The sequence below is a fragment of the Aquincola agrisoli genome, from assembly GCF_036621135.1.
GTDB lineage: Bacteria > Pseudomonadota > Gammaproteobacteria > Burkholderiales > Burkholderiaceae_C > Aquincola > Aquincola agrisoli.
On sequence record NZ_JAZIBG010000058.1, the window covers coordinates 77,908 to 102,363 of the forward strand.

A 24,456-nucleotide genomic window follows, 5' to 3' on the forward strand; every position below is an offset into this window, starting at 1 on the left:
CTCAGAGGTGGTAGATGTCGACGACCTGGCTGATGTAGTCGTCCTTGAGGACGACCTTCTTGCGGGCGAACAGGTAGCCCGCGTCACCGCCCTTGCGCAGCGTGGCGAAGACGGTGCCGAAGTAGTGGTCGGTCTTCTTGTAGCGGTGGCTCAGCGTGTGGAAGTTGTAGCGGACGTCCACCTCGTCGCTGCGCTCGGCCAGCACTTCCACATTGGTCAGCATGTGGTTGGTACGCGGCTCGGGCATGGACGCGCTGGAGCGCTCGGTCTTGATGCGGAAAACGCGGTCTTCCAGCCCATTGCGGTTGGGGTAGTAGATGAGCGAGATCTGGCTGTGCGGGTCGTCGGTGAGCTGGTCGTCGTCGTCCCAGGCCGGCATCCAGTACTCGGCATCGAGCGCATAGAGCTGGAGCCATTGCTCGAACTCGCGGTCGTCCAGGTGGCGTACTTCGCGGTACAGGAAGGCGCAGATGGCGTCGTGGTTGGTGCTCATGCCTGCTCTCCTTTGCGTTCCTGCTGCACACCCTTGCGCATGGCCTTGGCCCAGTAGTCGTGCTGGCAGACGAACAGGCCTTCGTCTTCACTGCGCTCGCCGCTGATCAGGGGCTTCATGCCCATCTTCCTGGCGTTCTCGTCAGGCCCTTCGATCCACAGCGGCGCGCCACGGCTCAGGTCGTTCCAGGGCGCTGCCTTGCCGGCGTAACCGGTCTGGCAGGAACGGAACTCCTCCAGATCGTCGGCCGTGCCCATGCCGGACACGTTGAAGAAGTCCTCGTACTGGCGGATGCGCACGGCACGGTCTTCCGCGCTCTCGCCCTTGGGCGCGAAGCAGTAGATGGTGATCTCGGTCTTGTCCACGCTGATGGGCCGCGTCACGCGGATCTGCGTGGAGAACTGGTCCATCAGGTAGACGTTGGGGTACAGGCACAGGTTGCGCGTCTGGCTGACGATGAACTCGGCCTTGCTTTCGCCCAGTCGCTCCTTCAGCTCATCGCGGCGGCTGTAGACCGGGCGCACCTCGGGGTTCATCGTCTTGGTCCACAGGAGGATGTGGCCGTTCTCGAAGCCGTAGACACCGCCCACGCTCTTGCTCCAGCCGGCGGCGTCCACGGCCTTGGTCCCGCCGGCGGCGCGGCGGCCCATCGTGGCGGCGTAGTTCCAGTGCACGGAGCTGACGTGGTAGCCGTCGCTGCCGTTCTCCATCTGCAGCTTCCAGTTGCCGTCGTAGGTGTAGGTGGAGTTGCCACGCAGCACCTCCAGCCCGTCGGGTGCCTGGTCGACGATCTGGTCGATGATGACCTTGGTTTCGCCCAGGTACTCGTCGAGCGACTGCACGTCGGCATTGAGGCTGCCGAACAGGAAGCCCTTGTAGCTCTCGAAGCGCGCCACCTTCTTCAGGTCGTGCGAGCCTTCCTTGTTGAACTGGATGGGGTACTCGGAGGTCTTCTCGTCCTTGACCTTGAGCAGCTTGCCGCCGTTGTTGAACGTCCAGCCGTGGAACGGGCAGGTGAAGCTGCCCTTGTTGCCGTGCTTCTTGCGGCACAGCATGGCGCCGCGGTGGGCACAGGCGTTGATCACCGCGTTGAGCTTGCCGTCCTTGCTGCGCGTGATGACGATGGGCTGGCGGCCGATGGTGGTGGTGAAGTAGTCGTTGATCTCGGGGATCTGGCTCTCGTGCGCCAGGTAGACCCAGTTGCTCTCGAAGATGTGCTTCATCTCCAGCTCGAACAGCGCAGGGTCGGTGAAGATGTCGCGGCGGCAGCGGAAGACCCCGGCGGCCTTGTCGTCTTGCAAGGCGCTGTCCAGCAGTTGTTCGACGTCGCCATACTTGTCGGTGGTTGCGGTCGTGTTCATGGTGATGTTCCCTTCAGGGTGAGGTCATCCCCCACGACGCAAGTCGCGGTATGGAACCAGCGGGATGACGGGCTGACCAGGGCTGCGGCGGCCTGCGCTGCAGCACGCGGGCGCTCAGGCGGCCAGGCGTGGCCGGTCGACGATCTGGTTGTCGACGCCGTTGACCAGGGCGCTCAGCCGGATGTCGAACACAATCTCCGCGAACGGCCCGCTCAGCCCATGGGCCTGGATGCTGGCCGCGTCCGTGCGCTCGACCAGTGGCGGCACCAGCCCTTCGCGCGTGGCGTAGGCGAAGTCGTCGTACACCAACGGGTCGCCGTCGATGTTGATCTGCGTGGTCAGCTTGCGGTGCCCTTCGGCGGTCACGAAGAAGTGGATGTGCGCCGGGCGGTTGCCGTGGCGGCCCAGCTGGTTGAGCAGCGCCTGCGTCGGGCCATCGGGCGGGCAGCCGTAGCCGACGGGCACGATGCTCTGGAACTTGTAGCGGCCCTGTGCGTCGGTCACGATGGTGCGGCGCATGTTGAACGGCTGTTGTTCACCCGTGGGGTCGAAGTGCGAGTAGAAGCCCTTGGTGTTGGCATGCCACACCTCGACCTTGGCATCGGGTACCGGTTCGCCGTTGGCGCCATAGACCGTGCCGTGCATGACGAGGAGGTGGCCGGCCTTGTCGCTGCCGTCGTCCAGCCGCGCGAAGCCCTGCTCCACCGGCGCGCCCGCCACATACAGCGGACCTTCGATGGTGCGCGGCGTACCGTTCTCGATACCCAGTGCCGCGTCCTGTGCATCCATACGCATGTCGAAGTACCGGTCCAGGCCCAGGCCCGGCGACAGCAGGCCGGCCTCGCTGCGCGCGCCGAGTTGGTTGAAGTAGGCGATGCCGGCCCAGTACTCGTCGGAGGTGATGTCCAGGTCTTCGATGGCCTTGAACAGGTCGGTCAAGATCCGGTGGACGATCGTCTTGATCCGGGGACTACCCCCCTCCTGGTCCAGGCCGCTGGCCAGGCGCAGGAAGTCCTGCACTTCGGTGGTATTGAAGATGTGAACGCTCATGGCTGTCTCCGTAGGGTGGCTTGGCTGGAAGTGAATCTCTGCGGGTCGCACGGCGGCGTGGCCCCCGTCAGCTCAGTGAAGTCGCGACCGGCCCGACAGTCGTGCGGGTGCGGTCACGGCGGAAATGCTGGACACGGTCCTCGTCCAGCGTGATGCCCAGGCCGGGCAAGGCCGGCACGGTCAGGTGGAAGTCCCGGTAGTCGAGCGGCTGGGCCAGGATTTCCTCGGTCAGCAGCAGCGGGCCGAACAGCTCGGTGCCCCAACGCAATTCGCGGAAGGTCGAGAACGCATGGGCCGAAGCGATCGTGCCGACCGCCCCTTCCAGCATCGTGCCGCCGTACAACTCGATGCGCGCCGCATCCGCAATGGCCGCCACGCGCTGGGCGGCCTGCAGGCCGCCAGACTGTTCGGTCTTGATGGCGAACACGTTGGCGCCCGCCGCACGGGCCAACGCGAAGGCGCTCTCCGGTCCCACGAGGGACTCGTCGGCCATCACCGCGATCGGGTACTTGCCTGTGAGCCGCGCAAGCGCGTCGGCACGGGCTACCGGTTGCTCGACCAGCTCACAGCCGGCGTCCACCAGTCCGGCCAGCCCGTGTTGGGCTTCCAGTTCGCTCCAGGCCATGTTCACATCGACGCGCACCGAGGCGAGGTCGCCCAGCGCCTTCTTGATGGCGGCGACGTGCGCCACGTCTTCACGCACGGCACGGCGGCCGATCTTGAGCTTGAAAATCTGGTGTCGGCGCAGTTGCAGCATGCGCTGCGCTTCTTCGATGTCGCGGCCGGTATCGCCGGAAGCCAGGGTCCAGGCGACGGGCAGCCGATCACGCAACCGGCCACCCAGCAGCTCGGAAACAGGTAGGCCGGTGCGATGCCCCAGCGCGTCGAACAGCGCGGTTTCGACAGCGCACTTGGCGAAACGGTTGTCGCGGATGGCGTTGTTCAGGCGGCCCATCAGCGCGGGCACCCGGTTCGCATCCGCACCCACGAGCTGCGGCGCGAAGTAGGTGTCGATGGCCAGCTTCATCCCCTCAGGGGACTCGGCACCGTAGGCAAGGCCGCCGATCGTCGTGCCTTCGCCGATACCCACCGTGCCGTCCGAACAGCGGATGCGCACGAGCATCAACGTCTGGCCGTTCATGACGGCCATCGAGAGCTTGTGCGGACGGATCGTCGGCAAATCGACCAGCATCGTCTCGACGCGATCGATGACGACGGCGCCGGTGCCGGCTTGTTGGTAGGCAATATGTTGCATGGGTCGTATTGAACGACTGCAGCGGATTGCGAGCCAACACCGAATTCATCTGATGCAATACCCTGTAGGTATGCTTCGCTTGTTTTCCCCGGTAAAACAAGCACTTAGCGCTTAATCTGCGGTGGAAGGCATGGTTTTCCCTTATGGACCTGCGTCAACTCCGTTATTTCGTGGCGGTAGCCACAACCAGGAACTTCACGCGTGCGGCGGAGCAGATGCACATTGCTCAACCGCCGCTGAGTCGTCAGATCCAGATGCTGGAAGAGGAACTGGAAGTTCAGCTCATTCAGCGGAATACACGCCCGGTGCGCCTGACCGAGGCGGGCAGGCTGTTCTACGAACAGTCCTTGCAGGTGCTGCATCGGGTCGACCAGATGAAGAACACGGCGCGGCAGGCAGGCCGCAACCATAGGCAGTCCATCTCGATCGGCTACGTTCCTTCGACCCTGTATGGCGGGCTGCCGATGCTGGTCCGGACCTTCCGCCAGCGCTATCCCGACACCGACGTCCACCTGGTCGACTTGGGGTCTATCCAGCAGATCAGCGAACTCAAGTCCGGCCGAATCGACCTGGGGTTCGGACGCATCAGGAGCAACGACACCTCGGTGGCGCGCACCGTGCTGCGCGAGGAGCGGCTGGTGCTGGCCATCCCGCCTGGCTGGCCCTTGGCGGCGGACACAGGCCCGGTGAACCTGAAGGATCTCGATCAGCCTAAGCTGGTCGTGTTCCCCAAGGAGCCGCGCCCCAGCTTTGCGGACCATGTGGTCGGCCTGCTGCACGAACAGGGCGTGAAGCCGACCGAAGTCCACGAAGTGCGGGAACTGCATGCCGCGCTCGGCCTGGTGGCTGCGGAGGTGGGCTTGTGCATCGTGCCGGCCGCCGCGCGCCTGCGTTCGGATCTCGTGTATAGGCTGATCGCGGACGACAACGCCACTTCTCCCATCATCCTCAGCCACCGGCTGAATGACGACTCCTGGTACCTCGCGGCCATCAAGCAGTTGATCGCCGAGATGTACGCGCAGAACCCCCCGTGGCTGGACTTCCAGACCAACGCCTTTCCGTCCAACCCGGCCGCCACCGAAGCGTCAGGACCTGTCGACGAAGGTGCTGACTTGAAATCCAGTGCGGTGCGCGTGAAGTTATAGAACTTGTTGGCCCGGGCTGGAAAAGTGCGGATGGCCACCGAGATCCTGGCCAAGGTGAGCCGAGCCAAAGCCGTCTTGGCGACCGCTGCGGGATAGGTACAGAACAGAGCGGCGCGCTGCGGTAGTGCACCGCGCCGACGAAGGCCAGCGCGTGCGGCGCGGCGCCTTCGGTGGTGTACACGACGCGGTCGGTGTCGGCGCCGAGACGGAGATGATCAAGCCGGGCCAGGGCGACGACCTGCCGCTCATCAGCCGCAAGAAGATAAAGCAGCTCGGCAAGGACGTGCCGCCCGAGCTGGCCGGCTGCAACTGTTTCACCGAGTGATGCCCGGCATGCGGCGGCCTGGCCGTTCGCGGTGCAGTACCGTGTGGTGCGCGGCGTGCGCCCGGCCGATGCGATGGGCGCGCTGCCCGGTGCCGGTGGTCACCTCGAGCCTGCTGCAGGTGCCGTGGGTGCAGTCGCTGCTGCCGCCCGGGCGCACGGTGGGCATCCTGGCATCGAGCGCGCAGGCGCTGACGCTGGCGCACCTGCGCGCGGCGGGCATCGACGCGGACCGGCCCGCCGCTCATTTGGCGAACAGCTGGCCGATGTCGGCGAAGGCCTTGAACTCGAGTGCGTTGCCCGACGGGTCGAGGAAGAACATCGTGGCCTGCTCGCCCACCTCGCCCTTGAAGCGCACGTGCGGCTCGATCACGAAGCAGGTGCCGGCCGCGGTGAGCCGATCGGCCAGCGCCTGCCAGTCGGCCATCGGCAGCACCACGCCGAAGTGGCGCACCGGCACGGCATCGCCGTCCACCGCGCTGGTGGCCACGGCGCTGCATTCGTGCGGCGACAGGTGGGCGACGATCTGGTGGCCGTGCAGGTCGAAGTCGACCCAGGCTTCGGAGCTGCGCCCTTCGGGGCAGCCGAGCAGCTCGCCGTAGAAGCGGCGCGCGGCGGCGAGGTCGTGGACCGGGAAGGCGAGATGGAAGGGGGAGAGAACAGCCATGGCGTCTGGGGAGCGTGGGCAACCTGGGAACGCCGATGTTGCCAGACCGAAGCGCAGCGATTCCCTCGCGTGAAAAGGCTCTTGGCCGCTTGCTGCGCCGCGCCGTCAGGGCGTGATCGCCACCTTGAGCACCCCGTCGCGCTGGTGCGAGAACAACTCGTAGGCCGCCTCGATGTCATCCAGCTTGAAGCGGTGCGTGACCAGGGCGCCCAGGTCGGCCCGCCCGGCCTCGATGACCGTCATCAGCCTGCGCATGCGCTCCTTGCCGCCGGGGCACAGCGAGGTCACGATCTTGTGGTCGCCAAGGCCCGCGGCAAAGGCGCCGAGCGGGATCTTGAGGTCGGTGGAATACACGCCCAGGCTCGACAGGGTGCCGCCCGGCCGCAGCACGCGCAGCGCCGCCTCGAACGTGCCCTGCGTGCCCAGCGCCTCGATCGACGCGTCGACGCCGCGCCCGCCGGTGAGCTTGAGGATCTCGTCGACGGGGTCCGACTTGCTCGCGTCGATCACCACGTCGGCGCCCATGCGGCGCGCCATCTCCAGCCGGGCGGGCACGCGGTCGACGCCGATCACGAGCGTCGCGCCGCTCAGCTTGGCGCCCAGCGTGGCGCACAACCCGATGGGGCCCTGCGCGAACACCGCGACGCTGTCGCCGATGCGGATGCCCGCGCTCTCGGCGCCCGCGAAGCCGGTGGACATGATGTCGGGGCACATCAGCACCTGCTCGTCGGTCAACGCATCCGGCACGGGCGCGAGGTTGGCCATCGCGTCAGGCACGAGCAGGTACTCGGCCTGCGCGCCGTCGATCGTGTTGCCGAAGCGCCAGCCGCCCAGGGGCTTCCAGCCGTGCGTAGTTCCGGCGCCGTCCTGAGAGCCGCAGCCGCACAGGCAGGCGTTGCTCCAGCCGCTGGGCGTGATGGCGCCGGCGATCACGCGCTGGCCCTCGCGGTAGCCCTTGACGGCGGCACCGAGCTTCTCGATCACCCCGACGGGCTCGTGCCCGACGGTGAGCCCGCGCTCGACGGGGTACTCGCCCTTGAGGATGTGCACGTCGGTGCCGCAGATGGTGGTGGTGCTTACGCGGATCAGCGCGTCGAGCGGGCCGACGTCGGGCACGGGCTTGTCCTCGAGCACGATGCGGCCGGGTTCGACAAACACGGCGGCTTTCATCTTCGGCATCACGGGCCTCCTGGCAATTGAGGGAACATCGAGGGAACGTTTTTCAGCTTAGGCACTGCGCCGCAGGCCTGCCTTGACCTGGCGCAAGCCTCGGCGGCCGATGCCCACGGAACATCCGCCCATGCCCCGGTTTCTCTCTGCCCGTGCCGCGCTCGGCGGCGCGGCGCTCGCCTGCTGCTTGCTTCTTAACGCCTGCGCCACGCCCCAGCCGACCGCGGCCTGGGGACGTTCGTCGGCGTCGCTCTCGTTCGCGCCCGCGTTGCAGCGCGGCCTGCCGTGGACCATCGGCGTCTATGGCACCAGCGCCCGCGCGCAGCCCGCCGACGACGAGGAGCGTGCGGAGCCCTTCGCCCGCGACGACACGGGGCCCGATCCGGTCGACCCCGAAGGCCTGCTCGACGTGCGCATCGGCGCCGGCTTCTTCATTGACGGCGAGGGCCACGCCGTGACCGCCGCGCACGTGGTGCAGCACATGGCGCAGGTGGTGGTGCGCCTGCCGGACCAGCGGGTCGTCGAGGCCGAGCTGGTCGGGCTCGACGAGGAGGCCGACATCGCGCTGCTGCGGGTGCCCCAGGCGCCCGCGGGTCGCCCGACGCTGGGCCGCACGCCGCCGCTGCGGCCGGGCGACTGGGTGCTGGCCATCGGCGAGCCTTACGGCCTGAACCGCTCGGTCTCGGCCGGCGTCGTCGGCGGCAAGGACCGCCATTTCGGCGACGACCACGAGCTGCTGTTCATCCAGAGCGACCTCGCGCTGAACCCCGGCAACTCCGGCGGCCCGCTGCTCGACGCGAGCGGCGCGATCGTCGGCTTGAACCTGCGCACGATGGCCGGCGTGTTCGGCACGCCGGGCGTGAGCCTGTCGGTGCCGATCGAGATCGTGCAGCTGGTGGCGGCCGAGCTGAAGGTGGCGGGCGGCGTGCGCCGGCCGCGGCTGGGCGTGCAGTTCATCGACCTGGCGCCGCCGGCGGCGCACAGCCAGGGCCGGGGCTACGCACAGGGCGCCGTGATCGTCAGCGTCACCAGCGGCAGCCTGGGCGAGCGGGTCGGGCTGCGCACGGGTGACGTGGTGGTCGGCATGAACGGCCGGCCGGTGGGGCACAGCGCGGACTTCGCGCGCCTGCTGCTCACGTGGCGCGAGCCGCTGGGCACCCAGTTCGTCGTGCGGCGCGGCGCGCAGCTGCGCCGGCTCGACGTCGAGGCCGCCGCGCTCGAGTGACTTCTGCCTTTAATACGGCCTTAAGCCGGCCTCGACAGACTCCCGCAACGTTCGCTCGATCGGGAGGTGCGATGACGAGGGGAGATGCCGGGAGGCTCGGCCGCCACTGCTGCGCGATGGCCGCGGTGGCCGTGTTGAACCCGTACACGCTGTTCGGCCGGGACACCGGCACGTTCTGGCTCGCGGCCTTCGTGCTGCCGGTGCTGTTGAGTGCGGCCTACGCGATCGGGCGGCGCGGGCCGCGTGCGCCCACCTCGGCCGCGGCGAAACGGTTCGTGCAGGCGGGGCTGCCACTGGTGGCGGTGGTGCTGATGCTGCAATGGGCCGACGTGTAGCGCGGCGGCCCGCCTGCCGTGTTCAGCCGGCGTCCCGGGTCGCGATGCCGTAGCCGGCCCGGCCGGGGCGCAGTGTGGCCCAGGCCAGCACGACGGAGACGAGTGCGCCGCCGGCCATGCCGGCCACCATCGGCAGCGGCGTGCCGTCGGCGAACACGCCCACGATCATCATCACCAGGGCCCCCACCAGCATCTGCAGCGTGCCCATCAAGGCCGAGGCGGTGCCGGCGTTGGCACCGTGGTCTTCCAGCGCCAGCACGGCCGTCGTCGGGATGACGAGGCCCATCAGCGCGCTGGCGATGAAGTACAGGACGATCAGCACCGCCAGGCTGCCGCCGCCGCCCGCGAAATACAGCAGCATCGTGCACATCACCGCGCCGCAGGCGGTGACGGCGCCCTTGGCCACGGCCGCGAGCCCGAAGCGGTCGCCGAGGCTGCCGTTGAACTGCGAGGCCCCGAAGAAGGCCGCGGCATTGACGCCGAACGCGACGCTGTACATCGTGGGCGACAGGCCGTAGTGGTCGATCATCACGAACGACGAGTTGGCCAGGTAGGTGAAGAAGCCCGCCATCGCGAAGGCGCCGGTGAACACCAGGCCCAGGTAGCTGCGGTCCTTCAGCAGCAGCGCGTAGGCCGACAGCGCGCTGCCCAGGCCTGCACGGACCCGGTCGGCCGGCGGGCGCGTCTCGCGCAGCGAGGTGAGCATCAGCCCGATGCCGAACACGGCGGCCACGGCAACCGACCAGAACACGCTGCGCCAGCCGGCGAGGGCGATGGCCACGCTGCCGGCCAGCGGCGCGAGGATCGGGGACACGCTGAACACCAGCATGAGCAGCGACATCAGCCGCGCGGCGTCGGTGCCGGTGTGCACGTCGCGCACCACGGCGCGTGGAATCGCCATGCCGGCGGCCGCGCCGAGGCCCTGCACGAAACGCAGCGCGATGAGGGTCTGCACGTCGGTCGCGAGCGCGCAGCCCACGCTGGCCAGCGCGAACAGCACCAGCCCGAAGTACAGCGGGGGCTTGCGCCCCAGCATGTCGGACACGGGGCCGTAGGCCAGCTGCCCCACGCCGAGTGCGAGGAAGAACACGGTGAGGCTGGCCTGCACGGTGCCGATGTCGGCGCGCAGGCTGGCGCCGATCGCCGGCAGCGCGGGCAGGTACATGTCGATGGCGAAGGGGCCGATGGCCGACAGCAGGCCCAGGACGAGTGCGAGCTTGAAGTAGCGGGGGGAAGAGGGCATCCGGTCGATTCTGGCAGGCAGCTGCAGCCCCGGGGTGCATCGCCGACAATGCCCACAGCCGCGGCCCGCCCGTGTGTACCCGCGTCCCCGCCCATGCCGACCGACCCCTTCCGCGTGCTGTCCGTCATCCCGCCGATGACGCAGCTCAACACCCCGTACCCGTCCACCGCGTACCTCACGGGTTTCCTGCGCTCGCGCCAGATCGAGGCGGCCCAGGAGGACCTCGCGCTGGCGCTGGTGCTCGACCTGCTGTCGCCGCAGGGGCTCGAGCAGGTGCGCGCCTGCGCCGAGGCGCTGGCACCCGCGGCCCGCTCCGCGCAGGTGGCGGGTTTCCTGGCGGCCTTCGACGACTACCGCGCCACCATCGGCCCGACCATCCGCTTCCTGCAGGGCCGCGATGCCACCATCGCGCACCGCATCGCCGGCCGGCGATGGCTGCCGGAGGGCGCACGCTTTCGCACGCTGGACGTTTATGTCGACGACGAGGGCGGCGATCCGCTGGCCTGGGCCTTCGGCGCGTTGGGCCTGCAAGACCGCGCCCGCCACCTCGCCACGCTGTACCTCAACGACCTGGCCGACGTGCTGCGCGACGCGGTCGACGGCCGCTTCGAGTTCGTGCGCTATGCCGAGCAGCTCGCGGCCAGCCAGCCCAGCTTCGATCCGCTGGCCGAGGCGCTCGCCGCACCGCCCAACCTCGTCGACGAGCGGCTGGCCGCGCTGGCGCTGCAGGCGGTGGAGCGCCACCGGCCGAGCCTGCTGCTGCTGTCGGTGCCGTTCCCCGGCTCGATGTACGCGGCGCTGCGCATCGCGCAGGCGGTGAAGGCGCGCCACCCGCACATCGCCATCGCGCTCGGCGGCGGCTTCGTCAACACCGAGCTGCGCGAGCTGGCCGAGCCGCGGCTGTTCGACTTCGTCGACGCCGTGACGCTGGACGCCGGCGAGCGGCCGCTGCTGGCGCTGATCGAGCACCTGCAGGGCCGGCGTTCGCGCCAGCGCCTGGTGCGCAGCTTCGTGCGCGATCCCCAGGCCGGCACGGTGCGCTACGTCAACTTCCCCGAGCCCGACGTGCCCTTCGAGGACGTGGGCACGCCCACCTGGGACGGCCTGCCGCTCGACCGCTACCTGTCGTTGCTCGACATGCTCAACCCGATGAACCGGCTGTGGAGCGACGGGCGCTGGAACAAGCTCACCGTGGCGCACGGCTGCTACTGGAAGAAGTGCAGCTTCTGCGACGTCAGCCTCGACTACATCGCGCGCTACGAGCAGGCCTCGGCCGCCACGCTGGCCGATCGCATCGAGGCCATCGTGCAGGAGACCGGGCAGACCGGCTTCCACTTCGTCGACGAGGCCGCGCCGCCCAGCGCGCTGCGGGCGCTGGCGGCCGAGCTGCAGCGGCGGCGGCTCGACATCTCGTGGTGGGGCAACGTGCGCTTCGAGAAGACCTTCACCCCCGGGCTTTGCGAGGAGCTGGCCGCCAGCGGCTGCATCGCGATCTCGGGCGGCCTGGAGGTGGCTTCCGACCGGCTGCTGAAGCTGATGAAGAAGGGCGTGTCGGTCGAGCAGGTGGCCCGGGTGACGCGGGCGTTCTCCGATGCCGGCATCCTGGTGCACGCCTACCTGATGTACGGCTTCCCGACGCAGGATGCGCAGGACACGGTGGACGCGCTCGAGTACGTGCGCCAGCTCTTCGAGCAGGGCTGCATCCAGAGCGGTTTCTTCCACCGCTTCGCCTGCACCGTGCATTCGCCGGTGGGGCAGCGGCCCGAGGAGTACGGGATCACGCTGCTGCCATTGCCGCCGGGCCGCTTCGCGAAGAACGACGTCGGCTTCATCGACCCGACCGGCGCCGACCACGACGCCTACGGCCGCGCGTTGAAGAAGGCGGTCTACAACTACATGCACGGCATTGGCCTGGAGGCCGATGTGCGCAGCTGGTTTGACACCCGCGTGCCCAAGCCGACCGTGTCCCGCCACCGCATCGCACGCGCGCTCCAGGCAGCCTGACACGTCTGCGGTTATAATTCACGGCCAACCCGCGATTTGCTCTCTCACGCGGCAGTTGTCCCTGACACGGCTTCCGTCTCATCCCAGACGCACGCCATACCACCTCGACCGGCTCCCCGCTGGTCCCCGCGGTCGTCAGCCCCACCCAGCGGCGAGCCCATCGCCGGTCGATTCCCCTCCATCGGCCGGCCCCGTATCCAGCGACCTCTGTCGCTTCAGCGAACTTTCACGCGCGCGGCCGTCATCGGTCCGTGCGGCTTTGATGATCACGAAACACGAAAAGAACTTCTCCGTAGGCAAGTACCTTGTCTCTCCCCTGATCCGCAGGACGGATGCCGGCGCCTATGTGGCCGCCGTGTCGATCCGCAGCGGTCGCGGCAGCGGCACCCATGACCGCGTCTTCCGATTCGTCCCGAGCTTTCCCACGCGGGAAAGCGCCGCGCGCCATGCCGTCGAGCAGGGCGTGACCTGGATCCAGTCCCACGGCCACGCCTGAGCGCGCGGCCTTTCCCACCCCTTCAAGGAGTTTCATGAGCAAAGAAGAGCTGATCGAAATGCGCGGCAAGGTCGAGGAAGTGCTGCCCGACTCGCGTTTCCGCGTGCTGCTGGACAACGGCCACTCCCTCGTCGCCTACACGGCCGGCCGCATGCGCAAGCACCACATCCGCATCCTGGCCGGCGACAACGTGTCGCTGGAGATGTCGCCCTACGACCTCAGCAAGGGGCGCATCACCTTCCGGCACCTGGAAGCCCGGGCCGGCGGCGCGCCGCGCCCTGCGGCACGGCGCGTCGCCCGCTAGAAGCTGCCGTCGGCTTTCGCTTTCAGCACCTGCGTCGTGAGGCCCGGGTCTGCGAGCACCTCCTGCTCCGTGAAGCGGATGTCCAGGTAGTTGCCGGCGCTGTAGCGCCGGGTCTGGTCGGTGTGCAGCGGCGAGGTCGGGTCGTCGGACTGTCCCTGCACCTGGATCTGCTTGCCCACCGGCCCGCTCGCCCTCATCTCGACCCAGTAGATGAAGCTGCTGCCGCTCGTCGCACGCCAGCCGTCAGCGCCGGCGAACGGCGCGGTGTTCAGGCGCTGGAAGATGTTGCCGCCTGGCAGCGGAATGCGTTCGCTGCCGACCTGCCGGTACTGGTAGCCGCGCAGGCTGGCGTCGAGCGGGATGCCGCTGCCTGCCAGGTCGTTCATCGCGCCGTACAGCGCGTCGCGCACCGCCGTCGATCGATTCAGGCCACGCGGCGTGTTCAGCGGGTCTGCCGGATCGAACGGCACCGTGTAGCGGTCCGCACCGGTCCCGCTCCTTTCGACGAACCGGCGAAAGAGCACGGCGCCCGGGTCGTCGAGGTGGTAGGTGCCCTTCCATCCGGCGATGGCGGTACAGGCCTGGCCCAGCGAGGCGGGGGCACCCGCGGTGCCCGCCAACTGGTTGCAGTAGTCGACCAGGTCCGCCTGCCACAGGCGCGCGTACTCCCGCCCGTCGAACAGCTTGCTGACGAACAGGTCGAGCGTGAAGCCCTTGCCGGGTGCGCCATCGGTCCCGGCGATCCGCTCCTCGATGATCTGCAGGCCGGCACGCGTGCGGTGGCTCTGCACCGTGCGCTCCGGGCCGAAGAGCGACGGATAGCCTTCCAGCGGTTGATGCGGGTTCGAGATCCAGTGGGAGTCGTTCGCGTTGTACGTGTAGTCGTCGCGGAACTGGAAGGGCATCATCGACGGCGGGAAGACTCCCGGGAACGGCGCGGCCGCGTCCTGGATCGGCGCGCAGGCCTGGCGGCGGCCGTCGAGCACGCCGGCCGTGACGCTGCAATTCGCGATCATTTCGTCGGTCACGTACGGCAGCGGGGTCGGCATCGAGCGGTAGGCGCGGCCTTGGGTGTCGGCCGCCGTCGTGTTGATCCATGCCACGCCCATCGTCCGGCGGTCGGCCTGGTGGACATCGTCCACCGACTGCGCCTTGGCATACAGGTACCACATGTTCAGGCCCGAGACCTTCAGCGGGCTGTGCTTCCAGGTGTAGGCGTGCTCGGCGGTCCAGGGGCGGCTGGTGGAGACCGACACCGTGCCGAACATCGTCTCGTAGAAGGTGTGCGTGTACGGCTCGACGGCGCCCGAGGCGTTGCGGACCTGGACCGTCACCCGGGTCGGGACCATCTCGTGGCGCACGCCGTCCACGATGTAGCTGGTGGGCGAGCCGGGCACGAGCTGCAGCCGGTAGCGCACGCCGTTTGTCACCGCCGCACCGGCCGAGGTGTGCCCCCAGGCGACCTTGTCGTTGTGGCCGATGCCGATGACCGGGCTGGCGCCGAAGGTCATGCCGTTGACGTTGAGCAGGCCGGGCACCGTCATGTGGGCCGCGACCATGCCGTCGGCGGTGTTCCATTCCCAGTGCGGGTTGGAGAACAGCATGCCGTGGCCGCTCTGCGTCGCCCCCTTGCCGAGGGCGACCATGTTGCTGGCCGTCACCTTCGGGGCCGGCTCGTCGGCCTGCGCCGCCGCGGCCACCTGCGCCGGCGTCGCGGCGGCTCCGGGCGGCACGGCGGCCAGGTAGCCGGGCAGCTCGTTCCTCACCGCGGTGAGCATGTCGGCCCACCAGGTCGCGTTGAGGTAGACGTCGCGCTCGGTGATGGGCCGGATCCAGTCCGCACCCGCGCAGCGCGGGTCCGACAGGGTGTAGTCCACCTCCTTGAGGTAGCGGTTGTAGCCGGCCACGTAGCCGCGCACGAGCTCCCGGACCTCGGGCAGCACGCCGGTGGGCCCCTTGTCCTGCATCAGGCGGTCCAGCCAGCCCTCGGTGATGAGCTTCTGGATGTAGAGGTCGCTGGCGAGGTTGCCGTTGCGGGCGTCGAAGCTGAACGTCGGGCCGTCGCGCCCGAACCGCTGCGCGGCCTGCGCGCTGGTGGTGAGCCAGCGGCCGGACATCGTGCACGCATGGTCCTGCGCCCAGACGTAGCCCATGCCGTAGCCGGCGCTGGCGAGGTCGGTGCCCTTGACGTGCGGCACGCCGCCGGTGGTGCGCCGGATCTCGACGCTGTAGCCCTTGTCGTCGTCGCTGCCGCCGCACGCTGCCAGGAGCGCGCAGGCGCAGGCAGCCAGCGCTGCAGCGCTGCATCGAACGAACTGCTTCGAATGCCTCATGGGTTGTCTCCGTGTATCCCGCTTCTTGTCGCGGGCTGTTTTGACTACGTTGCCGGACGGCGGGCGATGCAAGCGGCCGTGTCAAGCAGCGCCCTCACGGGCGCGGCCGACCGCGTTGAATTCATTTACCGACCGTCCGGTAAACGAATCTAGCCGAGATCGCCGCAGCCCGCGCCCCGGGAAAAACCCCCGACATGTCAGGACCCGTATCCGCCGCTGGGCCGGCACAGCGCGGCGCCGTGAGGCGCGCGCGGGCGCGTCGATCTGCGATCATCCGCGCGCGCCCGACGGGCACGGCGCGGGGAGAGGAGCAGGATGGGACGGCCGAGGTCTGCCGGGTTCGATGATCACCGACGAGACATCCTGGATGCAGGCGCCGCCCTCTTTGCGAAGCACGGCTACCTCGGCACGTCGATGAACCAGGTCGCGGAAGCCTGCGGCATCACCAAGCCCGCGCTCTACCACTACTACCGCGACAAGGACGACCTGCTGCTGCAGATCGCCGACGGCCACGTGTCGGCCCTGGTGGACCTGGTGACGGCCGTCGAGCGCGACGCGGAACCCGGCGAGCCGCGGCTGCGGGCGCTGCTGGACCGCTTCCTGGTGGTGTACGCCGAATCGAAGGACAAGCACCGCGTCCTGACGGAGGACGTCAAGTACCTCCAGCCGGACGACCTCGCGCGTGTGCTGGCCAAGGAGCGGCTGGTGGTCGACGCGTTCGCCAACGCGATCGGCGAGCTGCGCCCGGACCTGCGTGAACACGGCCTGGTGAAGCCCGTGACGATGCTGCTGTTCGGGATGATCAACTGGCTGTTCACCTGGTGGCGCCCGGGCGGCAGGCTGGGGCTCGAGGCGCTCATCGTGTTGATCGACCAGTTCGCGATGGGCGGCCTGGCCGCCGTCAAGGGCCCGGCCGGCAGCGGGCCCCGCCCGGTCCTGTAGGAATTTGCCTGACAGGCCCCACGGAAGTAACGGGACTCAAGTCCTGGAAAAGGGCCACTGTTGGCCGCCTGTTCCGGCTTCTACAGTTCACTCCATCGCGGCGCAGGCCGCACAGGAAGAACCCAGGAGCCCGCCATGACCGCCGACCAGATCCTTGCCGAAATCCGCGAAGCCAACCTCAGCTACCTGATGCTGGCGCAGAGCCTGATCCGCGCGGACCGCGAGCAGGCCCTGTACCGCCTGGGCATCAGCGAGGACACCGCCACGCTCATCGGCACGCTGTCGGCTGCCCAGATCATGAAGATCGCCTCGGGCAACACCCTGCTGTGCCGCTTCCGCATGGACGACGAACTGGTGTGGAACCTGCTCACGAGCCACGGCAAGGCCTCCGCCAACGATGCGGTGAACCGCCTGCACGCCTCCATCCTGATGGCCGGCCGCCACCAGGAAGCGGCCTGACACGAGCCGGCGACGAACGGCACGGCAACCCACCAGGACGGAGCACACGACACCATGGCACGCAACAAGAGCATCCTGACCGAAGCCAAGCAGATCGAACGGGCGGTCACGCTGATCAAGCTCGGCGCCCGGCTGCAGGTCCTCGAATCGGAGACCGACCTGAGCTACGAGCGCCTGCTGCGCCTGTACAAGGAAGTCTCCGGCAAGAGCCCGAGCAAGGGCCAGCTGCCTTTCTCGACCGACTGGTTCATGACCTGGCAGCCGAACATCCATTCGAGCCTGTTCCTGAACATCCACGAGTACCTGAACAAGACCGCCGAGATGGACGAGATCGACGTCGTCATCAAGGCCTACCAGCTCTACCTGGAGCAGATCCACGCGCAGAACCTCGAGCCGCTGCTGTCCGTCACCCGCGCCTGGCGCCTGGTGAAGTTCGTCGACAACGGCATGCTCACCATGACCAAGTGCAACGCCTGCGGCGGCCACTTCGTGACGCATCCGCACGAGATCGCCCGCCACTACACCTGCGGCCTGTGCAACCCGCCCGCGCGCGCCGGCAAGGGCAAGGCCGCCGGCGGGCTCACGATGGCCAGCGCGTCTTCGCTGCCGGCCGACTGAAGGGCGCCCCGGCGCCGGTGCTTCCAAGCGGACCCCCTGCGGGTCCGTTTTTCATGGGCAAGGCGTTTGCTGGCGCTGGGTGTCCGTCAACCCGAGCGCGCATGCGCAGCCACGGAGGCCCCATGAGCAACACCCCCCCGACCGGCGCCGGCGCCACCGGCAGCACCCCGCCCGCCGCGGAACCCACGCTGCACCGCGTGATGGGGCCCTGGCTGCTGCTGCTGTTCATCGTCGGCGACGTGCTCGGCACCGGCATCTATGCGCTGACCGGGCAGGTGGCCAAGGAGGTCGGCGGCGTCGTGTGGCTGCCGTTCGTCGTCGCTTTTGCGGTGGCGGTCGTCACGGCCTTCAGCTACCTCGAGCTGGTGACCAAGTACCCGAAGGCCGCCGGGGCGGCGCTCTACGCGCACAAGGCCTTCGGCATCCACTTCGTGACCTTCATCGTCGCCTTCGCGGTGATGTGCTCGGGCATCACCTCGGCGTCCACCGCCTCGCGGGCCTTCGCGGCCAACCTCTCCCAGGCCTTCGACCTGGGCTTCGAAGGCGGGCTCGGCATCACGTTGGTCGGACTCGGCTTCATGGCGCTGGTGGCGGCGGTCAACTTCCGCGGCGTGAGCGAGAGCGTGAAGTTCAACGTGCTGCTGACCTGCGTGGAGCTGAGCGGCCTGCTGGTCATCATCTTCATCGGGATGTCGGCCATCCTCGGCGGGGAGGGCGACGTCTCGCGCATCACGCAGTTCAGTGCGGCGGGCGACCGCGGGGCGTTCTGGTCGGTGATCGCGGCCACCACGCTCGCGTTCTTCGCGATGGTCGGCTTCGAGGACTCGGTGAACATGGCCGAGGAGTGCAAGGATCCGGTGCGCCACTTCCCGAAGGTGCTGCTGGCGGGTCTGGTGATCACCGGGCTCATCTACGTGCTGGTCTCCATCTCGGCGATCACGCTGGTGGCGCCGGACAAGCTCGGCGAGGGCGAGACGCCGCTGCTGCAGGTCGTGCAGGCGGGCGCACCCGGCTTCCCGCTGGAGGTGTTCGGGGTGATCACCATGTTCGCCGTGGCCAACAGCGCGCTGATCAACATGCTGATGGCGAGCCGCCTGGTCTACGGCATGAGCCGCGAGCACGTGCTGCCGCCGGTGCTGGGCAAGGTGCACGCCGTGCGCCGCACCCCGTACTTCGCGATCGGCTTCACCACGCTGCTCGCCTTCGGGCTCATCACCTTCGTCGGCGAGGTGCCGGCGCTGGGCGGCACCACGGCGCTGCTGCTGCTGTGCGTCTTCACCGTGGTCAACGTCGCCGTGCTCGTGCTGCGGCGCGATCCCGTCGAGCACAAGCACTTCCGCACGCCCACCTGGCTGCCGGTGCTGGGCGCGCTGTCCTGCGGCTTCCTGGTCGGCCCCTGGACGGGCCGCGCCCTCGTGCAGTACCAGATCGCGGGCGTGCTGCTGGGCATCGGCGTCGTGCTGTGGATCGTCACGGTGCTGGTCAACCGTGCCGTCAAGGGAATGCCCGCGCCGGTTCGTCCGTAAGCAGCTTGTGCGGGCGACTCGGCCCGCACGCCCGAGCGGCCGCACGCCGATGCCGGCCGAGGGCGGCCTTTGCAGGAGCGAACCACATGATGCGTGACACGAGACGCTTGCTGTGCGGCCTGGCCGCCGCGGGGATGCCGCTGCTGGCCCAGGCGCTGGACGGCATCACCGACAGGCCGGGCGACTTCCTGGCCACCTTCGCCGGCAGCAGCACGAGCACGGACCTGGACGTGCTCAGCGCCACCGTCACCTACGACGCGTCGAGCGACCTCTTCATGCTCAGCAGCACGATGAGCGGCGCGATCGGCGGCACGCCCACGGGCTTTTACGTCTGGGGCGTGAACCGGGGTGCCGGCACCGCGGGGTTCGCGGCCAACGGCATCGACGGCGTACGCTTCGACCGCGTTGTGCTGCTGCGGCCCGACGGCACCGGCAGCGTGGGTGGCGCGGGCAACCTGCCGGCGGGGTCGGTCACGATCTCCGGCAACACCATCACCGGCATCGTCAGCGGCGCGCTGCTGCCCTCCACCGGCTTCGACAAGCGGGACTACACCTGGAACCTCTGGCCGCGCGACGGCAGCTTCTCCGGGTTCGCGGCCATCTCGGACTTCGCGCCCGACAACGCCAGCTTCACCAGCACGCCCGGCCCGGTGCCCGAGCCGTCGACCTACGCCTTGATGCTCGCGGGCATCGCAGCCGTCGGCTGGGCGGCACGCCGGCGGGGCACCCGCGCAGGCGCTTAGCAGGCCTCAGCCCAGCCAGCGCAGCGCGGCGAAGGCCACGCCGGCCAGCGCAGCCGCCGCGATGGCAGCGGCCAGCATCGGCCGCTGCCAGCCACGCGATGCCTGACGGGGCGCCGCCGCAGCAGCGGCGGGCGGATGCGGCCGCGCGGGCGGCGCGGCCGAGGCCTCGCGCGCCGCGGCCGGCCGCCGCGGCACCATGATGGTCTTCGGGAAGCTCGCCGTCAGCCGCTCGCGCAGCGCGGCCATCGACGGCGGACGGTCCTCGGGGCGCACGGCCAGGCCGGCGTCGATGGCCTCGAGCAGCTCGGGCCCGTAGCGGCCGGCGCCCAGCGTGGCGGCCGGCGGCATCTCGTCGCGCACCGCGCGGGCCACCGCCGAGGGCGGGCTGCGCAGCGCGATCGATGCGTACAGCACCGCCGACAGCGCATACACGTCCGTCCACGGCCCCTGGCGCGACGAGGCCTCGCCCTCGTACTGCTCGATCGGCGAGTAGCCCGTCTTCAGCAGCGCGGTCAGCGCCTGCGTGGCATCGCCGATCACGCGCCGCGCCGAGCCGAAGTCCAGCAGCATCGGCCGCGGGGGCTGCTCGGTCAGCGGGCCGGCGTCCGGCCCGTGCAGCAGCAGGATGTTGTCGGGCGCCACGTCGCGGTGCAGGCACTGCTGCGCATGCAGCACGCCCAGCGCATCGGTCAGCTCGGTGGCGAGCCGCCGCAGCCAGGGCTCGCCGGGCGGCACCTTGGCCCGGCGCAGCACCTCGTGCAGCGTCGTGCCTTCCAGCAGCGGCATCTGCATGTAGGCGGTGCCGTTGTCGGCCCACACGCGCTGCACCTTCACCAAGGCCGGGTGGTCGAAGGAGGCCAGCAGCCGCGCCTCGTCGAAGAAGCTGCGCAGCCCGTGGCGGAAGGTCGGCAGGTGCCGCGCCGAGCGTGCGTGCACCACGCCGTTGGCATCGCGCTGCGCGATGGTCGCGGGCATGTATTCCTTGACCGCCAGCAGGCGGCCGAGCTGCAGGTCGCGCACGCGGTAGACGATGCTGTAGCCGCCCGTGCCGATGACGCCCTCGATGCGCAGCTCCTGCAGCAGGTGCCCGACCGGCAGCGCCGCGTCGATGTCGCGCCGGGGGATCAACTGCGTGCGGTCGTCGGGCGGGGAGGCGTCGGTGGGCATCGAGGTACTGCGGTGGCGCCGCGCAAGTATCACCCCGATGCCCGCGCCGGCTACTTCAGCGTGAAGCGGGCCGTCGCCGCCGGCTTGCCCGGCCGGGTGACCACGACGACGGCCTTGGTGCCGGGCGCGAGCCGGAAGCTGCCCGCGGCTTCCAGCTTGCCGCCGGCGGGCCTGAGCACGGCCTCCTGCTTGTCGGTGCCGGTCAGCAGCGTGAGCCGGGCGCTGGCCTGCGAGACGTCGGCCGGCTTGCCGTGGTCGCGCAGGTGCAGCTGGACCGCTGCGGGCCGGGCGACGAGCTCGTAGTCGACATCCTTGACCTCGACCACCACGCCGCCGTGCAGCGGCTGGTGTTCATGGGCATGGTCGTGCTCGCCGGCGGCGAAGGCGGAGGCGGCCAGCGCGAGGGCGAGCGGGGCGAGCAGCGCGGGGGTCCTGTACATGGTTTGTCCTTTCATGGGAGGGGAGGTCGGGGAATCAAAGCGCCTGGGCGTCCTTGTCGTCCATCAGCCGCTCGGCCGGCCTGCGGCCGAACAGCCAGAACATCGCAGGGGTGAGGAAGGTGTCGAGCAGCGTGGCGCTGACGAGGCCGGAGAAGATCACCACCGCCACCGGGTGCAGCACCTCGGTGCCGGGCTGCTCGGCCTCGAACAGCAGCGGCGCCAGCGCGAAGGCGGTGACCAGCGCGGTCATCAGCACCGGGCTCAGGCGCTCCAGCGAGCCGCGCACGATCATCGGCAGGCCGAAGGCCTCGCCCTCGAAACGCATCAGGTTGACGTAGTGGCTGACCTTCAGGATGCCGTTGCGCACCGAGATGCCCGCCAGCGTGATGAAGCCCACCAGCGCCGCCACCGACAGCGGCTGGCCCGACCACCACAGCCCCAGCACCGCCCCCACCAGCGCCAGCGGGATGTTGGCCATGATGAGCACCGAGAGCACCGCCGAGCGGTAGCGGCTGTAGAGCACCACGAACATCAGCGTCAGCGAGACGATCGACAGCAGCCCGACCCGCCGCGAGGCCTCTTCCTGCGCCTGGAACTGCCCGCCGAGGGTGATGAAGTAGCCCTCGGGCAGGCGCGTGTCGGCCACCACCGCGCGGATGTCGGCCACGACGTCGGACAGCGGGCGGCCCGACGCGTTGGCCGACAGCACGATGCGCCGGCGGCCGTCGTCCCGGCTCACCTGGTTGGGTCCGTCGCCGTCCTCGATCGCGGCGATCTTCGACAGCGGGATGCTGCCGCCCGGCGTGTCGATCAGGATGCGGCCGAGGCCGTCGATCGACCGTGCCGTCTCCGGCAGCCGCAGCACCAGCGCGAAGCGCCGGCCGCCCTCGACGATCTGGGTGACCTTCTCGCCCTCCACCAGGCTCTGCAGCGTGGCCAGCACCTGCGGCGCCGGCACGCCGTACTGGGCGGCGGCGGCGTGGTCGATGCGCACCTTGACCTGCGGCGCCAGCACCTGCTTCTCGACCTCCAGGTCGGCGATGCCCGGGAGGGACGCGAGCCTCGCGCGCAGCGCGTCGGCCTGGCCCCGCAGGGTGTCGAGGTCCTCGCCGAAGACCTTGATCGCGATCTGCGAGCGCACGCCCGACAGCATGTGGTCGATGCGGTGCGAGATCGGCTGGCCGATGCCGATCGCCGCCGGCAGGTGCGCTAGCCGGGCGCGGAGGTCGGCGGTGATCTCCGCCATCGGCCGCGCCAGCTCGGCGGCGGGCTTCAGCCCCACGTCGAGCTCGCTCACGTGCACCCCCTCGGCATGTTCGTCCAGCTCGGCCCGGCCGCTGCGCCGGCCGACATGGATGACCTCCGGCACCTGCTTGACCAGCAGTTCCGCCTGGCGCGCCAGGGCCGCGGACTCCGACAGCGTCACGCCCGGGTTCAGCCGCAGGCCGATCAGCAGCGTGCCCTCGTTGAAGGGCGGCAGGAAGGTGGTGGGGAAGAACGGCACCGCCGCTGCCGCCGCGGCCGCCGCCACGCCCGCCGCCGCCAGCGCGGCCCTCGGCCGGCCGAGCACGGCCTGCAGCCCGACGCGGTAGCGCGCCTTCAGCCAGGCCAGCAGCCACGTGTCGCCGTGGTCCAGCGTCTTCATGCGCGGCAGCAGGTAGAAGCTCAGCACCGGCGTCACCGTGACCGAGACCGCCAGCGATGCCAGCGTCGACACGATGAACGCGATGCCCAGCGGCATGAAGAGGCGGCCTTCCAGCCCCGGCAGCGCAAACAGCGGGATGAAGACCAGCACGATGATCACCGTGGCGTAGAGGATGGCCGAGCGCACCTCCATCGACGCGCGGGCCACCAGCTCGATCGGGTGCAGCCGGTGCTGCGGATGCCGGGCCCGGTCCTCCTTCAGCCGCCGCATGATGTTCTCGACGTCGACCACCGCGTCGTCGACCAGCCCGCCGATGGCGATGGCCAGGCCGCCCAGCGTCATGGTGTTGATCGACAGCCCGAACCACCGGAAGACCAGCGCGGTGACGAAGATCGACACCGGTATCGCGGTGAGGGCGATCACGGTCGGCCGCAGCGTGCCGAGGAAGAAGAACAGGATCACCGCGACGAACACCGAGGCGCCGATCAGCTTGCCCTGCAGCGTGGTGATCGAGGCCTCGATGAAGCTGGCCTGCCGGAAGGTCACACGCGGCGCCTCCATGCCGGCAGGCAGCGCGCCCCGCAGCCCGGCCAGCGCCTCCTCGATCGCCAGCGTCAGCGCGATGGTGTCGGCGGTGGGCTGCTTCTGCACGCCCAGGATCACGGCCGGCCGGCCCTCGAAGCCCGCGTCGCCCCGCTTGGGGGCGGCGGCGAAGGCCACGTCTGCGACCTGGCGCAGCAGCACCGGCTGGCCGCCGCGGGCCGTCAGCGCGAGCTGCTGCAGGTCCTCGAGCCGCGACGTGCGGCCCAGGTGGCGGATCAGGTACTCGCGGCCGTTCAGTTCGAGGAAGCCGCCGGAGGTGTTGCCCGCGTAGCCGCGCAGCGCCGCCGACAGCTGCTCGTGCGTGATGCCCAGCGCCGCCATGCGCGCGGTGTCCGGCTGCACCTGGAACTGCCGCACCTCGCCGCCGATCGGGATGACCTGCGCCACCCCGGGCACCGACATCAGGCGGGGCCGCAGCACCCAGTCGGCGTATTCGCGCGCCGCCATCCGCCGGGCCGGATCGGCGGCCTCGATCGGGATGGCGATCTGCATGATCTCGCCCATCACCGAGCTGATCGGCCCCATGCGCGGCACCACGCCCGGCGGCAGGCCTTCCTCCATCGAGGACAGCCGCTCCGACACGAGCTGGCGGGCGCGGAAGATGTCGGTGCCCCAGTCGAAGGTGACGTAGAGGAAGGACAGCCCCGCCGACGAGGTCGACCGGATCGCCTCCACGCCGGGCAGGCCGTTCATCGCCGTCTCCAGCGGGAAGGTGATGAGCTGCTCCACCTCCTCGGCGGCCATGCCGCCGGCTTCGGTCATCAGCGTGACGGTGGGCTTGTTGAGGTCGGGGAACACGTCCACCGGCGTGCGCGAGAGCGTGAACCCGCCATAGGCCATCAGCACCACGGCGGTGACGATGACCAGCAGCCGGTTGGCGAGGCTGCGGTCGAGTAGCCACTTGAACATG

Annotated in this window: 24 protein-coding genes; 12 read left to right on the plus strand and 12 right to left on the minus strand. The window is 69.5% G+C overall.

Annotated elements, in window-relative coordinates; genetic code table 11:
• Position 1: 1 nt before the first annotated feature.
• From benB to V4F39_RS26795, 4 genes are all read right to left on the minus strand, one after another.
• The gene (gene benB, locus V4F39_RS26780) at positions 2 to 493 is read right to left on the minus strand and encodes a benzoate 1,2-dioxygenase small subunit (RefSeq protein ID WP_332293304.1); all 492 of its coding nucleotides are present in this window, start codon (positions 491 to 493) and stop codon (positions 2 to 4) included.
• Positions 490 to 1,854, minus strand: coding sequence for a Rieske 2Fe-2S domain-containing protein (locus tag V4F39_RS26785; RefSeq protein WP_332293305.1), 1,365 nt, complete (start codon positions 1,852 to 1,854; stop codon positions 490 to 492). The genes benB and V4F39_RS26785 overlap by 4 nt, the downstream gene beginning before the upstream one ends.
• Before the next feature lie 114 nt (positions 1,855 to 1,968).
• Positions 1,969 to 2,904, minus strand: a complete 936-nt coding sequence (gene catA / locus V4F39_RS26790) for a catechol 1,2-dioxygenase (protein ID WP_332293306.1) — start codon at positions 2,902 to 2,904, stop codon at positions 1,969 to 1,971.
• A gap of 67 nt (positions 2,905 to 2,971) precedes the next feature.
• Positions 2,972 to 4,159, minus strand: a complete 1,188-nt coding sequence (locus V4F39_RS26795) for a muconate/chloromuconate family cycloisomerase (protein ID WP_332293307.1) — start codon at positions 4,157 to 4,159, stop codon at positions 2,972 to 2,974.
• Positions 4,160 to 4,302: 143 nt separating this feature from the next.
• Between V4F39_RS26795 and V4F39_RS26800 the strand changes: the two genes are divergently transcribed.
• Together V4F39_RS26800 and V4F39_RS26805 are read left to right on the plus strand one after the other, a co-directional pair.
• On the plus strand, positions 4,303 to 5,304 hold the full coding sequence (locus V4F39_RS26800; protein WP_332293308.1) for a LysR family transcriptional regulator: 1,002 nt from the start codon (positions 4,303 to 4,305) through the stop codon (positions 5,302 to 5,304).
• 124 nt (positions 5,305 to 5,428) lie between these two features.
• Positions 5,429 to 5,629, plus strand: coding sequence for a hypothetical protein (locus tag V4F39_RS26805; protein WP_332293309.1), 201 nt, complete (start codon positions 5,429 to 5,431; stop codon positions 5,627 to 5,629).
• Here the strand turns inward: V4F39_RS26805 and V4F39_RS26810 are convergent.
• From V4F39_RS26810 to V4F39_RS26820, 3 genes are all read right to left on the minus strand, one after another.
• Complete coding sequence (locus V4F39_RS26810; RefSeq protein WP_332293310.1) at positions 5,619 to 5,795, minus strand: hypothetical protein; 177 nt, start codon at positions 5,793 to 5,795, stop codon at positions 5,619 to 5,621. The two genes, V4F39_RS26805 and V4F39_RS26810, sit on opposite strands and share 11 nt — an antisense overlap.
• 75 nt (positions 5,796 to 5,870) lie before the next feature.
• The gene (locus V4F39_RS26815) at positions 5,871 to 6,293 is read right to left on the minus strand and encodes a VOC family protein (protein ID WP_332293311.1); all 423 of its coding nucleotides are present in this window, start codon (positions 6,291 to 6,293) and stop codon (positions 5,871 to 5,873) included.
• Positions 6,294 to 6,398: 105 nt separating this feature from the next.
• A complete protein-coding gene (locus V4F39_RS26820; protein ID WP_332293312.1) occupies positions 6,399 to 7,472 on the minus strand; it encodes an NAD(P)-dependent alcohol dehydrogenase in 1,074 nt (357 codons plus the stop codon).
• 121 nt (positions 7,473 to 7,593) lie between these two features.
• Here V4F39_RS26820 and V4F39_RS26825 point away from each other — a divergent pair, with 121 nt between their 5' ends.
• Both V4F39_RS26825 and V4F39_RS26830 read left to right on the plus strand, forming a co-directional pair.
• Positions 7,594 to 8,688: a S1C family serine protease gene (locus V4F39_RS26825; RefSeq protein ID WP_332293313.1), complete on the plus strand. Its 1,095-nt coding sequence runs from the start codon at positions 7,594 to 7,596 to the stop codon at positions 8,686 to 8,688.
• A 71-nt stretch (positions 8,689 to 8,759) separates the two neighbouring features.
• A complete protein-coding gene (locus V4F39_RS26830; RefSeq protein WP_332293314.1) occupies positions 8,760 to 9,023 on the plus strand; it encodes a hypothetical protein in 264 nt (87 codons plus the stop codon).
• 22 nt (positions 9,024 to 9,045) lie between these two features.
• Here the strand turns inward: V4F39_RS26830 and V4F39_RS26835 are convergent, their stop codons facing one another.
• The gene (locus V4F39_RS26835; RefSeq protein WP_332293315.1) at positions 9,046 to 10,266 is read right to left on the minus strand and encodes a multidrug effflux MFS transporter; all 1,221 of its coding nucleotides are present in this window, start codon (positions 10,264 to 10,266) and stop codon (positions 9,046 to 9,048) included.
• Positions 10,267 to 10,359: 93 nt separating this feature from the next.
• On the opposite strand from V4F39_RS26835, the gene V4F39_RS26840 reads away from it, so the two are divergent.
• The 3 genes from V4F39_RS26840 to infA all read left to right on the plus strand — a co-directional run bounded on the left by V4F39_RS26840 (position 10,360) and on the right by infA (position 13,070).
• Positions 10,360 to 12,270 carry a B12-binding domain-containing radical SAM protein gene (locus tag V4F39_RS26840; RefSeq protein ID WP_332293316.1) on the plus strand — a complete coding sequence of 637 codons (1,911 nt, stop codon included), beginning with the start codon at positions 10,360 to 10,362 and terminating at the stop codon, positions 12,268 to 12,270.
• A gap of 262 nt (positions 12,271 to 12,532) precedes the next feature.
• Positions 12,533 to 12,766 carry a DUF6566 family protein gene (locus tag V4F39_RS26845; protein ID WP_332293317.1) on the plus strand — a complete coding sequence of 78 codons (234 nt, stop codon included), beginning with the start codon at positions 12,533 to 12,535 and terminating at the stop codon, positions 12,764 to 12,766.
• A 34-nt stretch (positions 12,767 to 12,800) separates the two neighbouring features.
• Positions 12,801 to 13,070 carry a translation initiation factor IF-1 gene (gene infA / locus V4F39_RS26850; RefSeq protein ID WP_332293318.1) on the plus strand — a complete coding sequence of 90 codons (270 nt, stop codon included), beginning with the start codon at positions 12,801 to 12,803 and terminating at the stop codon, positions 13,068 to 13,070.
• On the opposite strand, the gene V4F39_RS26855 is transcribed toward infA, so the two are convergent.
• Positions 13,067 to 15,403, minus strand: coding sequence for a penicillin acylase family protein (locus tag V4F39_RS26855; protein ID WP_332293319.1), 2,337 nt, complete (start codon positions 15,401 to 15,403; stop codon positions 13,067 to 13,069). The genes infA and V4F39_RS26855 overlap by 4 nt on opposite strands.
• Before the next feature lie 315 nt (positions 15,404 to 15,718).
• Between V4F39_RS26855 and V4F39_RS26860 the strand changes: the two genes are divergently transcribed.
• The 5 genes from V4F39_RS26860 to V4F39_RS26880 all read left to right on the plus strand — a co-directional run bounded on the left by V4F39_RS26860 (position 15,719) and on the right by V4F39_RS26880 (position 19,691).
• Entirely contained in the window at positions 15,719 to 16,345 is a 627-nt protein-coding gene (locus V4F39_RS26860) for a TetR/AcrR family transcriptional regulator (protein ID WP_332293320.1), read from the plus strand.
• 135 nt (positions 16,346 to 16,480) lie between these two features.
• The gene (gene flhD, locus V4F39_RS26865) at positions 16,481 to 16,804 is read left to right on the plus strand and encodes a flagellar transcriptional regulator FlhD (protein WP_250194931.1); all 324 of its coding nucleotides are present in this window, start codon (positions 16,481 to 16,483) and stop codon (positions 16,802 to 16,804) included.
• Positions 16,805 to 16,858: 54 nt separating this feature from the next.
• Positions 16,859 to 17,422, plus strand: coding sequence for a flagellar transcriptional regulator FlhC (flhC, locus tag V4F39_RS26870; RefSeq protein WP_332293321.1), 564 nt, complete (start codon positions 16,859 to 16,861; stop codon positions 17,420 to 17,422).
• A 122-nt stretch (positions 17,423 to 17,544) separates the two neighbouring features.
• On the plus strand, positions 17,545 to 18,948 hold the full coding sequence (locus tag V4F39_RS26875; protein WP_332293322.1) for an APC family permease: 1,404 nt from the start codon (positions 17,545 to 17,547) through the stop codon (positions 18,946 to 18,948).
• Positions 18,949 to 19,037: 89 nt separating this feature from the next.
• Positions 19,038 to 19,691 (plus strand): PEP-CTERM sorting domain-containing protein, encoded by a 654-nt coding sequence (locus V4F39_RS26880; RefSeq protein WP_332293323.1) that lies wholly within the window; start codon positions 19,038 to 19,040, stop codon positions 19,689 to 19,691.
• Positions 19,692 to 19,697: 6 nt separating this feature from the next.
• On the opposite strand, the gene V4F39_RS26885 is transcribed toward V4F39_RS26880, so the two are convergent.
• Genes V4F39_RS26885 through V4F39_RS26895 form a run of 3 tightly spaced genes read right to left on the minus strand, consistent with a single transcriptional unit; the run spans position 19,698 to position 24,455 of the window.
• Positions 19,698 to 20,858 (minus strand): serine/threonine-protein kinase, encoded by a 1,161-nt coding sequence (locus tag V4F39_RS26885; protein ID WP_332293324.1) that lies wholly within the window; start codon positions 20,856 to 20,858, stop codon positions 19,698 to 19,700.
• A 50-nt stretch (positions 20,859 to 20,908) separates the two neighbouring features.
• Positions 20,909 to 21,298, minus strand: coding sequence for a hypothetical protein (locus V4F39_RS26890; protein WP_332293325.1), 390 nt, complete (start codon positions 21,296 to 21,298; stop codon positions 20,909 to 20,911).
• Between the two features lie 34 nt (positions 21,299 to 21,332).
• A complete protein-coding gene (locus V4F39_RS26895) occupies positions 21,333 to 24,455 on the minus strand; it encodes an efflux RND transporter permease subunit (protein ID WP_332293326.1) in 3,123 nt (1,040 codons plus the stop codon).
• Position 24,456: the final 1 nt, after the last annotated feature.